Source organism: Porphyromonas canoris (assembly GCF_000769115.1).
Taxonomy (GTDB): Bacteria; Bacteroidota; Bacteroidia; order Bacteroidales; family Porphyromonadaceae; genus Porphyromonas_A; species Porphyromonas_A canoris.
Genome location: NZ_JQZV01000013.1, coordinates 128,955 through 144,035, shown reverse-complemented (window position 1 = coordinate 144,035; position 15,081 = coordinate 128,955). Strand labels below are relative to the sequence as shown.

Annotated in this window: 9 protein-coding genes; 8 read left to right on the top strand and 1 reads right to left on the bottom strand. The window is 45.5% G+C overall.

Annotation, left to right across the window (positions count from 1 at the left end):
- Positions 1 to 130: 130 nt before the first annotated feature.
- The 7 genes from HQ43_RS05810 (at position 131) to HQ43_RS05780 (ending at position 12,230) form a co-directional block, all read left to right on the top strand.
- Positions 131 to 1,321, top strand: a complete 1,191-nt coding sequence (locus HQ43_RS05810) for an AAA family ATPase (protein WP_036791000.1) — start codon at positions 131 to 133, stop codon at positions 1,319 to 1,321.
- A gap of 188 nt (positions 1,322 to 1,509) precedes the next feature.
- Positions 1,510 to 5,070, top strand: coding sequence for a pyruvate:ferredoxin (flavodoxin) oxidoreductase (gene nifJ / locus HQ43_RS05805; protein ID WP_036790997.1), 3,561 nt, complete (start codon positions 1,510 to 1,512; stop codon positions 5,068 to 5,070).
- 1,024 nt (positions 5,071 to 6,094) lie between these two features.
- Positions 6,095 to 7,489, top strand: a complete 1,395-nt coding sequence (locus tag HQ43_RS05800; protein ID WP_152567489.1) for a DUF6242 domain-containing protein — start codon at positions 6,095 to 6,097, stop codon at positions 7,487 to 7,489.
- A complete protein-coding gene (locus HQ43_RS05795; RefSeq protein ID WP_081964554.1) occupies positions 7,458 to 8,234 on the top strand; it encodes an isoprenyl transferase in 777 nt (258 codons plus the stop codon). Before HQ43_RS05800 ends, HQ43_RS05795 begins: the two co-directional genes overlap by 32 nt.
- Positions 8,235 to 8,248: 14 nt before the next feature.
- Complete coding sequence (gene bamA, locus HQ43_RS05790) at positions 8,249 to 11,023, top strand: outer membrane protein assembly factor BamA (protein ID WP_081964607.1); 2,775 nt, start codon at positions 8,249 to 8,251, stop codon at positions 11,021 to 11,023.
- Between the two features lie 29 nt (positions 11,024 to 11,052).
- A complete protein-coding gene (locus tag HQ43_RS05785; RefSeq protein WP_036790989.1) occupies positions 11,053 to 11,577 on the top strand; it encodes an OmpH family outer membrane protein in 525 nt (174 codons plus the stop codon).
- A 149-nt stretch (positions 11,578 to 11,726) separates the two neighbouring features.
- Entirely contained in the window at positions 11,727 to 12,230 is a 504-nt protein-coding gene (locus HQ43_RS05780) for an OmpH family outer membrane protein (protein ID WP_036790986.1), read from the top strand.
- A 1,096-nt stretch (positions 12,231 to 13,326) separates the two neighbouring features.
- On the opposite strand, the gene HQ43_RS05775 is transcribed toward HQ43_RS05780, so the two are convergent.
- On the bottom strand, positions 13,327 to 13,905 hold the full coding sequence (locus HQ43_RS05775) for a cob(I)yrinic acid a,c-diamide adenosyltransferase (protein WP_036790983.1): 579 nt from the start codon (positions 13,903 to 13,905) through the stop codon (positions 13,327 to 13,329).
- A gap of 164 nt (positions 13,906 to 14,069) precedes the next feature.
- Here HQ43_RS05775 and HQ43_RS09520 point away from each other — a divergent pair, with 164 nt between their 5' ends.
- The gene (locus HQ43_RS09520; protein ID WP_161785890.1) at positions 14,070 to 14,969 is read left to right on the top strand and encodes a right-handed parallel beta-helix repeat-containing protein; all 900 of its coding nucleotides are present in this window, start codon (positions 14,070 to 14,072) and stop codon (positions 14,967 to 14,969) included.
- Positions 14,970 to 15,081: the final 112 nt, after the last annotated feature.

Genomic DNA, 15,081 nt, shown 5'->3' with positions numbered 1-15,081 from the left:
ATAAAACGAGAATTTTAATGCAAAAACAACCCAAATTGCAATGTTCAATGCACAATTTGAACACAAAATGTATTGTGGTAAGAAATAAATACCTAACTTTGGGGATGACTATCGGAAGTAAGAGAAGACAGTGGAAATATTTTTTAGGATACATAAGACTCTTGTAGGTCAATATGGACCAACAAGGACTCGTCGAGGACTATTGGATGAGATAGATCTCTCCGCCAGATTGGTAGGCATACGTGGAGCAAGAGGTGTAGGCAAAACCACCCTGCTGCTTCAGATTGCAGAACTATACCATAGCGAGGAAAGCCGAGAGTGTCTGTATGTAAACCTGAACCACCTCTACTTCGCAGATAGAACGATATTGGACTTCGGCAGGGAGTTCTATGCAGCCGGGGGAAAGAGATTGCTCTTAGATCAGGTGTTCAAATACCCGACATGGGCAGAGGAGATACGGATGCTTCTGGATCAATGTCCTGAACTTTCTATCGTCTTTACCACTTCAGCGGTAACTCCATTCCTGACAGAGATCGACCCCATAGGCGATATGGTTCAAGAGTATCAGCTGCAGGGATTTTCTTTCCGGGAGTTCATCAATGCACGAACAGGCAAAGCGTTGCCTTGTATCACGTTGGAGGATCTGTTTCTTCACCATGAAGATATAGCTCCGAAGATTTTGGAAGGAGTCAATGTTCCGGAATTTTATAACGATTATTTGAAGAGAGGCTATTACCCTTCCACAAAAGATGGACAACAGTATTACGAACAGATCGTAAAAGCGTTGAATATGAGCTTGGAGGTGGACGTGATATATTTGGCTCAGGTAGACCCTTCGTACTTGGGAAAACTACGTAAACTGGCTTATATTCTCACAACCCAAGGAGGACAGGTGCCTAATATCTCTCTGTTGAGTAATGAGATCGGGACTTCTCGTGCAACACTGCTCAACTATATCCTTGACCTTTCTCGCGCAGGCATCATTCACCTCGTTCGGAAGCAGGGAGAGGAAAACAGCAGTAAGAAAATGGGGCAGGTATTTGCTTATAACACTAATCTGTTACAAGTGTTATATCCTCACATTCCATCCAGAGAGATGGAACGTCTTGTCTTTTTGCTATCTCATCTTACTCCTCACTATAAAGTGGCAACTCCCATAAGGAAGATGTCTGCCGATATTATAGTGGAAGACAAAATACAGGTGAGCGTCAAAGAGACGGGAAAGATACGAAAGAAGCAAAACATCACCTATGCCGTAGATCACCTTAGTGTAGGAAGAGGGAATGAGATTCCTACATGGCTGTTCGGATTTCTCTATTGAGAATTTTGGCTGAGGAGATGCGGAGATAACATTGTATTACTATACACATAAAAAAAGAGTAGAAGGCGACAACTTCTACCGAAACAACAACATTTTCGGACGGGGCTGCAAGAAGACTCTGTCCGAAAAAAAGGTAAAGCGGAATATTATCAACTCCACAAAACGGAGATTAGTTAGAAACTTATTTTATGGAAAGAAAAAAAACTTATCTCACTTGTGATGGGAACCAAGCAGCTGCGCACATCTCTTATATGTTTAGCGAGGTTGCTGCCATCTATCCTATCACTCCATCCTCTACTATGGCAGAGTATGTAGATGAGTGGGCGGCAATGGGCCGTAAGAACATGTTTGGCGAAGTTGTAAGAGTACAGGAAATGCAGAGCGAGGCAGGAGCGGCAGGTGCCCTTCATGGTTCACTCCAGGCAGGCGCTCTTACCACTACATATACAGCATCGCAAGGTCTTCTATTGATGCTCCCTAATATGTACAAGATAGCAGGGCAGTTGCTCCCTACGGTATTTCACGTATCGGCAAGAGCATTGGCCGCACAGGCACTCTCTATCTTTGGAGACCATCAAGACGTCATGTCTGCACGTCAGACCGGTTTTGCAATGCTTTCGACAGGTAGCGTACAAGAGGTTATGGACCTTGCCGGAGTAGCACACTTGGCAACACTCAAGACACGCATACCATTCATCCACTTCTTCGACGGCTTCCGCACCTCTCACGAGATACAGAAGATAGAAGCTCTGAATACCGAAGACTTGGCTCCTCTTGTAGATCAAGACGCATTGGCTGCATTCCGTCGCAATGCTCTCGATCCGCATCATCCGGTAGCTCGTGGTACGGCTCAAAACCCGGACATCTACTTCCAAACGAGAGAAGCATCAAATCGTTTCTATGAAGTTGTTCCTGAAGTGGTGCAAGAGTACATGGATAAGATTGCAGAAATCACAGGTCGCCACTACAAGCTGTTCGACTATTACGGAGATCCCGAAGCCGAGCATGTGATCATCGCCATGGGTTCTGTAACGGAAGCGATCCGTGAAACAATAGATTATCTTGCCACTCAAGGTCGCAAGGTAGGTCTCATAAGCGTACACTTGTACAGACCATTCTCTGCAAAGCACTTCCTTGCGGCTCTTCCTGCAAACGTTAAGCGCATTGCAGTATTGGATCGCACAAAAGAGCATGGAGCAACAGGCGAACCGCTTTATCTGGACGTAAAAGATTGTCTTTATGGTAAAGAAAACGCTCCTCTTGTTGTGGGCGGTCGTTATGGTCTTTCCTCCAAAGACACCACTCCGAATCAGATCCTCGCCGTGTATGACAACCTTGCGATGAATGAGCCTAAGAATCATTTCACCGTAGGTATCGTGGACGATGTTACATTTACTTCTCTTCGAGTGGAAGACGATTTGGACTTCTCCACAGGTCTGTTTGAAGCCAAGTTCTACGGACTTGGAGCCGATGGTACGGTAGGTGCAAACAAAAACTCCGTGAAGATCATCGGAGACAATACAGATAAATATTGTCAGGCTTACTTCTCTTACGACTCCAAGAAGAGTGGTGGTTTCACCTGTTCTCACCTACGTTTCGGAGACACGCCTATCCGCTCTACCTATTTGGTTAATACGCCGGACTTCCTGGCTTGTCACGTACCCGCATACCTTCGTCTATATGATATAACAAAGGGTCTTAAGAGAAATGGAACATTCCTTCTCAACTCTATCTGGGGATTGGATGAGGTAGAAGAGCATCTTCCTAACCGTGTCAAGAGATGTCTTGCCAAGAACAACGTGGCATTCTATATGATCAACGCGACCAAGATTGCACAGGAAATCGGATTGGGCAACCGCACCAACACCATTCTTCAAAGTGCATTCTTCAAGATTGCCAACGTTATTCCTTACGACCTTGCAGTAGAGCAGATGAAGAAGTTCATTGTAAAGAGTTACGGCAAGAAAGGTGAAGACGTCGTGAACAAAAACTTTGCCGCAGTGGATCGTGGAGCCGAAGTGATCAAAGTTCCGGTGAAGCAAGAGTGGGCAAATCTACCGGACGACACAGCCGACAGACACGAAGACGATACAGACTTTGTACACAACATCGTTCGTGTGATCAATGCACAAGAGGGCGACAGCCTGCCTGTATCTGCTTTCCTTGGCCGTGAAGACGGTGTATGGGAACAGGGAACGGCTGCATCCGAAAAGCGTGGAGTAGCTTCTCACGTACCGGAATGGACAGCAGAGAACTGTATCCAGTGTAACCAGTGTGCTTATGTCTGTCCTCACGCAACCATACGCCCGTTCCTTCTTAATGAAGAAGAAGCTGCCAAAGCACCGGCAGGATACAAGACTCTCAAGCCTATCGGCAAGCAGTTCGACGGCTTACAGTTCCGTATCCAAGTGAATGCACTCGACTGTCTTGGCTGTAGCAACTGTGTGGACGTATGTCCGGGCAACAAGAACGGAAAGGCTCTTGCCATGAAGCCTATCGAGAGTCAGCTTGTGGAAGTTCCTCGTTGGGACTTCTCGGTGAAAGAGGTTGCCACCAAGCAGCATCTTGTAGACACTAAAGCGAATGTAAAGAACAGCCAGTTTGCTACACCTCTATTCGAGTTCTCAGGAGCGTGTGCAGGTTGTGGTGAGACCCCGTATGTGAAGTTGCTTACACAGCTATTCGGCGACAGACAGATGATAGCCAACGCTACCGGTTGCTCTTCTATCTACTCCGGCTCGGCACCTTCCACTCCATATACAACCAACGAACAGGGACACGGTCCGGCATGGGCAAACTCTCTGTTTGAAGACAATGCCGAGTTCGGTCTCGGTATGCACATCGCAACCGAAACCATTCGCAAGAGACTTGTAGAGCTGGCTCAAGAAGCACAAGAGTGCAGCTGCTGCTCTGCCGAGCTCAAATCTCTTCTTAACGAATGGGTAGAAAAGCGCAACAATGCTGCGGATGCAAAAGAGTTGGGAGACAAGATCCTGCCTTTGGCAAAAGCGTGCGACTGCCACGTTTGTACCGAAATAGTGAAGCACTCATCTCACCTCTACAAACGTTCTCAATGGATCATCGGTGGAGACGGATGGGCTTATGACATCGGCTTCGGCGGTCTCGACCACGTGATAGCAAGTGGAGAGAATGTAAACATCCTTATCCTCGACACAGAGGTGTACTCCAACACCGGAGGTCAGAGCTCTAAATCCACACCGGTAGGAGCTATTGCGAAGTTTGCCGCAGCAGGAAAGCGTGTCCGCAAAAAAGATCTCGGACTCATGGCTACCACTTACGGCTATGTTTATGTAGCTCAAATCTCCATGGGAGCAAACCAGGCACAAACCTTGAAAGCCCTACGCGAAGCGGAAGCTTATAATGGTCCTTCCATCGTGATAGCGTATAGCCCATGTATCTCTCACGGGTTGAAAGCAGGTATGGGTAAGACTCAAGACGAAGGCAAGAGAGCGGTAGAGTGCGGATACTGGCACTTGTGGAGATTCAATCCGGAGCTGGAAGCAGAAGGCAAGAACCCATTCACGCTCGACTCCAAAGAGCCAAATTGGGATCTCTTCCAAGACTTCCTCAAAGGCGAGGTGCGTTATCTCTCTCTTCAAAAGCAGTATCCTGCAGAAGCGGCAGAGCTGTTTGCCGCAGCACAAGAGAATGCTTTGTGGAGATATAACAACTACAAGAGACTTGCCAACACCGTTTGGGAAGCCCCTGCAGCTTCTAAGGAGGCATAACCGATAAAGCGATTATTTATTACATATACTCTAAGCGGTGCTGTGGGATGGCAAACCTGTTCCCACAGCACCGCTTTCCTTTTTTCAAGCATAACGAGCGGCGGTTTTCTTCTCGCTTTTCAGCCCCCTTTAGGAATATCACAAAAGCTCTTTCCGAATATTCCGATGACGAAAATTATCTGCCAAAATCAAGGCTTAAAGAGGGAGTTTTTATATAAAAGTGAAATGGCAGTTTGAAGCTCAAATCGCCCAAGTCCGATTAGAGAATTTTGTCAAGAAAAAGAGCCAAAAACCATAACAACCTGTCCGATAAGCAACTACAAAAATCTCGATTCTCGGAAATTTTCTCCTCTCGGTCGGTTTCAAGCCCCGTTTTCGAGTTAATAAACTCAAAATTTGAGACACAAAGCCGCAAATATTTCTTAATGAGAAAAATCAGCAAAAAACCTGCTTTTTAGCCCCTAAAAAGATAAAACCCTCATGAACAACAGATTAAGAAAATTTCTAAACACGTTAATTGAATCCGGTAAACGTATTAAATGAAATCAGTAAACGTGTTCACTGAAAAATTAAACACGTTAAGCCGAAAGAATATGCTCGTTTAGCGTTTTCGCTGAACAGGTATCGAAAATGGTGTTAATAAAACGGGGCTGATTTAACAGTTCGGTCGTGCTCTGAAAAGAGGGTGTCCGAGCGAAATAGAAGAGCCATTTCGACGAGATATTTTGGCAGTACGGAATATATAAAAATGAGGTGCGCAGAGAGGAATAAAAAAGTCTTTGATTCTTTTAGACAAAAGAAGACTCTTTTTTTATGAGAGAACAGAGTGCTATCCGCTTCTTTTGCAATATCTTTCAAAAACGAGATTCCGGTACACAAATTCTCTTAAAAAAGCCCACTATGACCAAACGATAAATGGTTATACGGCAAAAAGTTCCTACATTTGTACACTCTGAGGTAGACTATATTCTATCCGTCGGAAAGTTTTACAGAGAAAACATAGAAACAGACATACAGATAGCAGATGAAATATATCCATAAAACTTCGTGGTTGTTTTTGGTACTCCTGATACTTAGCGGTGTCTCGGCATGCAACGAGAAGACTCCCGGTGTCCGCAAACCGGATCCGAATCCCGGACTGCAAGTGCCTCACTATGTGAATATTCAGATTAAAGAGAATGACGTATTCTCTCAAACGAAGTTTACGATAGACCATTTCAACAGAAAGATATACAACTCAGTCCGTTTGCCATACAAGACCGAGCTGGACACTGTATTCCTAAGGATGATGATCAGTAGCGAGACTAAAGTGGAGATCAAAAACCTTACGACAAACGAGACATTCCCTTGGACCGTGGAGAAGATGAACTCTAAGTCCGTCAAAGTAAAGGGAGGAAAGCTAGAGCTGCTCCTGTCTGCCAATATCAACGGCGTCAATAAGACAGAGAAGTATCTCATGAACATCAATGTTTACAGCTACGATCCCAATGTGATCACATGGGAGAAAAAAGAGAACGTACTCCCGGTTGCGGCGGCAGACTCTAAGTTCATCACGCTCAACAAAACACTCTACTGGGTTGCTCTGGACAAGCACGCCAAGTTTCATCTGTACGAAGTGCTCAGCGTGGAGAGTTACAACTTCCGAAAAGTGGAAGGCACAGGAGATATGCCTGCAATACTTCCGCATACATTGACACAAGATACTCACGGCAGAGTATGGGGTATGGCAAAAGATGGAGAGATATACAGCTCTTCGGATCTGAAGATTTGGGAAAAGATCCAAAAGCCGGATGCCGCCCTTGCATGGACATCCATCTTATACGATGCCAACCTAAAAGGCAGTACCGGAGAGGTAAAGATGCTTTTGGTCGGAGAGATTGGCGGAGCTTACAAGATATGGACAGCCGCTCCGGCAAGCATGCCTGCCATTCTCACAGACATCACCAACGAACACTTCCCTGTGCGTAACGCACTCGTAAGAACAGTGGTGGAAGCAGGCATCAAGCGTGCCAACCTCATAGGCGGGACAGATCGTCTCGGTCGTCCGGTAGAGAATCTCTTCTTCACCGCAGATGGTAAAGGATGGGGCGAGATCAAGTTCAGAGGAAAAGGGTTCAACGCTCCGGTTCGCGGTGCAACCTTGATAGAAAAAGGCGGAAGGATCTATATCGCCGGCGGCGAGTATGCCATAATATCGGACGATAAGAGTCGCCTCAATCTTTTCCACAGCGACGACAACGGTGCATCTTGGACCAAGATGACCCAGGAAAAGACTCAGGCAACAGGCTTTAACGTTACGTCAGGGATGTCAGGCATTATCTCCACAGATGGCGAAGATGATGTTTTCTTCTTCCTTGGCGGTATAGCCGAAGACAAGCCTACGGCAGATGCGTGGCGAGGTTATATCAAGAAAAACTAATACCCCTATTTCTCCCTCTACACATAGCGGAATGACACAGATACCGGCACATATAGCCATTATCATGGACGGCAATGGAAGATGGGCGCAAGCTCAGGGACAAGAGCGCGTCTATGGTCATGTTCATGGCGTGGAGAGTGTTCGTCGCATCCTTAAAAGAGCGGCAGAACGAGGCGTAAAGGTGTTGTCTCTTTACACTTTCTCGGAAGAGAACTGGAGCAGACCACAGCAAGAGGTCGATGCTTTAATGGAGCTCATCGTGGTCTCACTGCGCAAAGAGATAGACTCTCTCATGGAAAACGGAGTGCGTCTAAGGACTATTGGGAACACAGACAAGCTACCGGCAGATGTGCAGGCGCTGTTGAAAGAAGCCATTGCCCTTACTGCCGACAACAGTGTTATCACTCTCCAGCTGGCTCTCTCCTACTCTTCAAGACAGGAGATTACGCATGCGGTGAAAGAGTTGGTAGCCGATAAGATCTCCGCCGAAGCCATTACGGAGGAAGATATAACCGACAGACTTTACACATCAGGCATACCCGATCCGGATCTTATCATAAGAACAGGCGGAGAGCAGAGGCTTAGCAACTTCCTGCTCTGGCAAGGTGCTTATGCCGAACTATACTTTTGCCCCGATGCCTGGCCTGCTTTCGACGAAAAGGCTTTTGATAAAGCGTTGGAAGATTTTGCACAAAGAGAGCGTCGGTATGGCAAGACCAGCGCACAACTATTATCGAATGAATGATAAAGACAATCTCAATGAAAAATAGATGTAACACCAATCCTCTATCCCCTGCTCTGCATAGAGTGCTGCTTTCGGCAGTGATTTGCTGTGCGGTAGGTGTATTATCAATCCCCGCTAAGGCTTTTGCTCGTAACTCGATAGCCATACAGGACACCATTCAGGCTCCTGTGGTATCTTATATGTACCCGGTAACCAAAACCATAGCAGACATTAAGCTGGAAGGGGTTAAGACTTACGATAAGGATGTAGTACTTGGAATATCGGGGCTGTTCGTGGGTCTCTCTTTGGAGGTACCGGGCGAAATCCTCAGCAAAGCCATAGAAAACTACATGAAGAACGGACTCTTCTCCGACTGTAAGATCTATGCGGATAAGATAGAGGGCGATTCGGTTTGGCTTACGATAGAGTTGGTCGAGCGTCCCAGACTCTCCAAGCTCGTCATCAATGGCGTAAAAAAGGGAGAGAGAGACGAGCTGGTGAAAGGTCCTTTGGCCTCTTTTTATGACGGTTCACAGCTTACACCGAATACCATCGACGTGGCAAAAGAGGTGGTTCGTAAGCATTTCGATGCAAAAGGATACAGCAACGTTGCCGTTACAGCCGAGGAGATAAAAGATACCACAAGGGATAACTATGTGGAGTTGCACATCAATGTCGATAAGAGTAATAAGACTAAAGTAAACCGGATATACTTTGAGGGAAACAAAGAACTCTCCGATGCCACTCTTCTCAAAGCGATGAAAAAAACCAATGAGGGCTTCTCTCTCCGTCGCAATCCATGGACAAGTATTCTCGAAATATTCTCACAGAAGAAGTTTGTCAAGAAAGACTATACGGAAGACTTGGATCTGCTCCTTGCCGCATACCATGAAAAAGGGTATCGTGATGCTGAAATCCTTAAAGACTCGGTAGCTAAAGCAAGCGACAAGAAGGTGGATATTCACATCAAAGTAGCGGAAGGAAAGAAGTACTATATAAAGGATATCAACTTTGTTGGTAACACGAAGTACAACTCCGAAGACCTTCTACGCCTTTTGGGAATGAATCCGGGCGATGTGTACAACCAGAAAAAGCTCGAAAGCAGACTCCGTACCGATGAAGATGCAGTGGCTAACGTCTATGCGAACAACGGGTATCTCTTCTCTTATATCTACCCTGTGGAGACAGAAATAAAGGGAGACTCCGTTACGCTTGATATACGTATCGTGGAAAACAGACCCGCAACAGTCAATCGCGTAATAATAGATGGCAACGACAGACTATATGAAGATGTCATCCGTCGAGAGCTGTACACCAAACCGGGACAACTCTACAACAGAGACTACATATTCCGTTCAATGCGTCTGATTGCCGCTACCGGACACTTCGATCCGGAGAAGATAATACCTGAGCCGATACCTAACGAAGAGAACGGTACGGTGGATATTCGATGGAATCTGACACCTAAATCGAACGACCAGGTAGAGCTATCCGCAGGATATGGACAGACCGGTCTTATAGGACGTGTATCTTTGAAGTTCACCAACTTCTCTATAAAAAATCTCCTCAATCCGAAATCTTACAAAGGTTTTCTGCCTACCGGAGACGGACAGACACTTACACTGAGCGGACAGACCAACGGTCGTTACTATCAAAGTTACAGCATACAGTTTACGGATCCCTGGTTCGGCGGAAAGCGTCCTAACTATTTCAGTGCCTCTCTTTGGTATTCACGCCAAACAGGTATCAACGAACAGTATTACAGCAATCAGGTCAGAGGACTTCAGTCTGCTTACTACAATCAGCTTTACAACCCCTACTATGGCGGAGGTTATGGTGGCTACGGCGGATACGGAGGCTATGGCGGTTATGGCGGATACGGGGGTTACGGCTATGATATGGGCTCTCTCTATGAAAGCGCATACGACCCGGACAAACTGCTCGATATGATCGGCGGTAGCATCATGTATGGTAAAAGGTTGACCTGGCCCGATGATAACTTCCAAATTCAAGGAGGATTAAACTATACGCTATACCGGCTTCGCAACTGGTCTTCACCTTACTACGACTTCGGTATGACCGATGGTGTTGCAAACGATGTACACCTTTCAGCAACCATCTCACGTATCTCCATAGACAACCCGACCTATACTCGTAGAGGTTCCAAACACTCATTGGAGCTGTCTGCAACGCCTCCTTACTCTCTATGGGACGGTATAGACTATACCAATCCTAAGCTCTCTCGCGGAGAGAAAAACAAGTTCATCGAATATTATAAGGTGAAATACAAAGGAGAGAGCTTCCTTCCGCTGTTGGATGAACGCAGATACAAGAGGACTCCGGTACTTATGGCAAGAGCCGAAGCCGGTTTCATTGGAGCTTACAACCCCTACAAGCGTTCACCTTTTGGTACTTTCTACATGGGTGGAGACGGGATGAGCGGAGCTTATAGTGCATTCCTCAACGAGACCATCGGACTTCGCGGATACAAGAACGGCTCCATCGCAGGCGCCAACGGTAAGAATGCTTACTCTTATGCCCGCATGACCTTGGAGCTGCGCTATCCTATCATCTTCGAACAGCAGACCAGCATTTGGGTTATAGGCTTCTTGGAAGCCGGTAATGCCTGGTCCAACGCTTCCTCTTTCAATCCTTTCCAGCTCAAACGTTCAGCCGGAGTGGGAGCGAGGATCATGATCCCGATGATCGGTCTTATGGGATTGGATTGGGGTTATGGCTTTGATGCACCGGACGGATCCACAATGAAGGGAGGAAGCAATATCCACTTCGTTATAGGACAAGAGTTTTAAGTCTAAAACCAGATAAAAATTTGAATATTATGAAAACAAGATTATTGGCACTCGTAGTAGCTTTGCTCAGCATCTGCGCAGTGAACGCACAAGAAAAGTACGCCTTGATAGACTCAGAGTACATCCTTTCCAAGATGCCCCAATACAAGGCAGCCACAGAAAACTTGCAGAAGCAGGCAGAAAAGTTTCAGAAAGAAATCTCCGGCATACAGGAGAAAGCGGCAGCCATGTACAAGGAATACCTCAAAGAGAGACCTAAGCTGTCCGAACAGCTACGCACTTCCAGAGAAGAAGCCATCGTAGCTTTGGAGGAGAAAGTACAAGAGCTCCAACAAAAATATTTCGGCCCTAAGGGGGAGATGGCGACCCTTCAAGAAAAAGAGGTGAAGCCCATCCAAGACGGCATCTATGAGGCTGTGAAACATATCTCGCTGCGAAGAGGCTACGTTTTGGTGCTCGACAGAGCCACCACACAAGGCGTCATCTTTGCCACTCCGGAGATAGACATCAGCAACGATGTACTAAAAGTGCTCGGAATCTCCGTCTCTCGCTAATCTGAAAAGAGGTTTTGCGTTCTGTGTGTGGAAGTTATCGGCTTGCCATTTACATTTTTCTTCCTATCTTTGTTCGCAATACCCTACCATGAAAGATAAATAGAGATTCACTCAAGAAAACAAATTACATTACAGATAAGAAAGAAGAAATGAAACGTTATTTATTAGCATTTGTGCTACTTATGATGCCTGCTCTACTTGTTGCTCAGGCTCCTCAAAAAATTGCAACAATCAACTCTCAGGAGATTATGATGGCAATGCCTGACACCAAAAAGGCACAAGCTGAAGTAGAGAAGCTACAAAAGGAGTTTGAAGATGCGCTCCTCATCAAGCGTGAAGAGCTAAAGAAGAAGTACGAAGACTATATCTCTAAAGAGAAGACTCTTCCGGAATCTATCAAGCTTCGTCAACAACAAGAGATAGAAGATATCCAAAAGAGAATAGATGACCTTACTCAGGCTGCTATTCAGGATATCCAAAAGAAGCAACAAGAACTTATGGCTCCGATCCAAGCGAAAGTGTTGGACGCTATAAAGAAAGTGGGCAACGAAAATGGCTTTGCATACATTCTTGAAGCAGGAGTAACACTCTACACCGGCTCTACTGCCATCGACGCCACTCCACTTGTAAAGGCGAAGTTGGGCATCAAGTAAAAAGATATTCATTAGGGAAGCCCGTTTCCCGATAGAGAAAAGCTCGGTAAAGATCACTTTACCGAGCTTTTTTTGTGCGTACTTTTATATAAAAACAGAGTTCCTCATGCGGACGAGAAGAAGAGCTTCTTTCCCGACTCAATCCGGAAAGAAAGAGACAATACTCCTATAACCTCGTATCAATCAACCCAATAAAAACCAGCCTGAATTTGAGAAAAAATTTTTCTTCGTCCGTTTGACGGGGCTTTTTCGCGTTAATAGGAGTAAATTTTAACACCTACACTTGTAAATAAATCTTAATACAATTTTGTGAACAAAAACAGCAAAAAAGGGGAGAAAACAGCTAAAACACTAATAACCAACCAAGTAACTTAAAATTCTAAACACGTTAATCGAATCCGGTAAACGTGTTTAATGAAATCACTAAACGTGTTCGTTGAAAAATTAAACACGTTAAGCCGACAAAATATGCTCGTTTACCGTTTGTGCTTAACAGGTATCGGAATTTGTGTTAATAAAATGAGATCAATTTAACAGTTCGGTCATGCTCTGAAAACAACCCCTCCGATCAAAATAGAGAGCAAGAAAAAAGTGGGCATTTTGCGGTATGGAATATATAAAAATCAGTCTTCCAAAATAGACCTGAAACAGGATTTCGGAATGCAAAAAAGGTAATGGGGAAATAGAGAAAGAGAGCAGGTCGGCAACTCTTCCCCTTCACGCTCTTAGAGACCCCATTTGTGAAGTATCTGAAAGCGGTCTCTACCTCTGCTTAGACTAATGGGGAAAAGGCATTGAAGGCGTGAAGTAAGCCAACTAACATTGTTGGGAAAGAGGGGTGATAGGAAAGAGGACTCGTCTTGCAGGCAACTCTCTTTCATCTTGACAGCAAAGAGCAAAAAGGAAAATCCCGGAAAACCTGTCGGTAGTCCGGGAGATTCGGCACGGAAAGCAACTCACCATTCGGTGAGAACGCATCCCGTAGCGCAAATATAGTACTATTTTGTTTATAATACAAACAGAGAGCCTCTCATGTAAGAGCTATCTGAGAAAGAGATAGCTGTTTCGTCTCTGCGGAAAAGTCTCTGATACTGCCTCAATCGTATGTCTTAGAGGGAGACTCCCAGTAGATTTCTACGCCATTGCCATCGGCATGGATCAGCTTCCGAGACAGCGCAAAGAAGTAGTCGGAAAGCCTATTAACATACTTCAACACCGCATCCTCCACTTCGCTTCCCTCCTCTACTACCGTAAGGATTCTACGTTCAGCCCTTCTGGAAACCGTGCGACAGACGTGAGCTTGCGAGGTTGCGAGTCCGCCCGATGGCAGGATAAAGCGTTCAAGTGGCGGGCAGTGCGAGTCGAGCCTATCTATCTCTTTCTCTATCTGCTTGATCACTTCGGGTGTAACATAGCTGGGCAGCCGGAACGATGTATCGGTAGGATCGGTGGCAAGGTAAGCCCCGACGTTAAAGAGCATTATCTGTATCCCTTTCAAGGTATCCAGATCCTGCGCATCCGAAATCTGACTCATAAGGACACCGATATGGGCATTAAGTTCATCTATCGTGCCATAGCTTTCAAGTCTTGAACAGCATTTGGAGACGCGTTGTCCTCCTACGAGAGATGTTTTTCCCTTGTCTCCGGTCTTTGTATATAGTTTGCTTTTCTTCATGTTACCTTCTATGATGATGTTATTTAATACTTGGCTAAGATACGAATATCGTTCAACTTATGGAAAATGCTCTTTCCTCCTGCAGTGAAAAGGCTCAGCATCGGCATGGAAAGATGATATTTTTCTTAATTTTGCAGCGAATAATCATCTTAAACACCAACTTTATGAAAATACTATCCCTATTCGGAGCCGTAACGTTCTCTTTTATCCTTAGTTTGGTCTCCTTTCACGCGCAAGCCCAATCGGATGTAAAAGTGTATCGCGTCGCGGATGAAGAAAGCTTCATCAAAGCTCTTCACAGCAACAGCCATATCTATATCGCAAAGAATACGGACATAATGCTCAGCGATATTTTGGAAAAAGAAGGAGATGGACGCATTTTTGCGATGTCTCCTCTTCGTGCAGGAGAGTATCTTACCCTTGATTCTTCCCCCGGAATATTTCGTTCTGAAGTTTTTGACGGTATAGAACTCATCTTGAACGGGCTTGAAAACATCACGATAGAGGGAGAGGGGGAGAGCCGTTCCCGCATTTTGGTATCGCCCAGATATGCCAACGTGCTGAACTTTAAGGACTGTGCCAATATCAAGTTGGTAAATCTTGAAATAGGACATACCGAAGAAGGATATTGCGAAGGAGGTGTTCTCAACCTTATCAGCTGCGACAACATAGAGGTGAAAAACTGTGAGCTTTTCGGCTGTGGGACAATAGGTGTATTGGCAGAGAACAGCAGAAACTTCAGATGTATCTCTTCCGTCATCTGTCATTGTACATACGGCATTATCTGTCTACTGCCCGGAAACAAGAATTTTCTCTTTCAAGATTGCCATATGCACCATAATGAAGAGTTCGATTTAATAGAGCTGCGTGAGGGAAATAAAGGTATCGTATTCGACCGCTGTCGCATAGAGCAGAACAGAGGTACATTATTCGGTCTGCGCTCTATCCTGACACTGAAGGACTGCTATATAAATCATGAAGGGGAGGTAGGCAACATAGATCTTATTAAACGGATTCGCGGACGCTTTGTCTTCCGTCCGGGACAGGACATGGAAGAGGAATAGAAGTCGTTTGTATCTCCAATCCCAATCTTTTACATCGTATAACCATCGGAGAGCATCCGATTTTAGCATTGTTTAGCTCACAGAAAAAGACTATATTTGTGAGCTAAACGTA

Excerpts from the sequence above, each read along its gene's own strand:
- nifJ (WP_036790997.1), top strand. The coding sequence starts at position 1,510 with ATGGAAAGAAAAAAAACTTATCTCACTTGTGATGGGAACCAAGCAGCT.
- HQ43_RS05800 (WP_152567489.1), top strand. The coding sequence starts at position 6,095 with ATGAAATATATCCATAAAACTTCGTGGTTGTTTTTGGTACTCCTGATA.
- HQ43_RS05795 (WP_081964554.1), top strand. The coding sequence starts at position 7,458 with ATGCGTGGCGAGGTTATATCAAGAAAAACTAATACCCCTATTTCTCCC.
- bamA (WP_081964607.1), top strand. The coding sequence starts at position 8,249 with ATGAAAAATAGATGTAACACCAATCCTCTATCCCCTGCTCTGCATAGA.
- HQ43_RS05785 (WP_036790989.1), top strand. The coding sequence starts at position 11,053 with ATGAAAACAAGATTATTGGCACTCGTAGTAGCTTTGCTCAGCATCTGC.
- HQ43_RS05780 (WP_036790986.1), top strand. The coding sequence starts at position 11,727 with ATGAAACGTTATTTATTAGCATTTGTGCTACTTATGATGCCTGCTCTA.
- HQ43_RS05775 (WP_036790983.1), bottom strand. The coding sequence starts at position 13,905 with ATGAAGAAAAGCAAACTATATACAAAGACCGGAGACAAGGGAAAAACA.
- HQ43_RS09520 (WP_161785890.1), top strand. The coding sequence starts at position 14,070 with ATGAAAATACTATCCCTATTCGGAGCCGTAACGTTCTCTTTTATCCTT.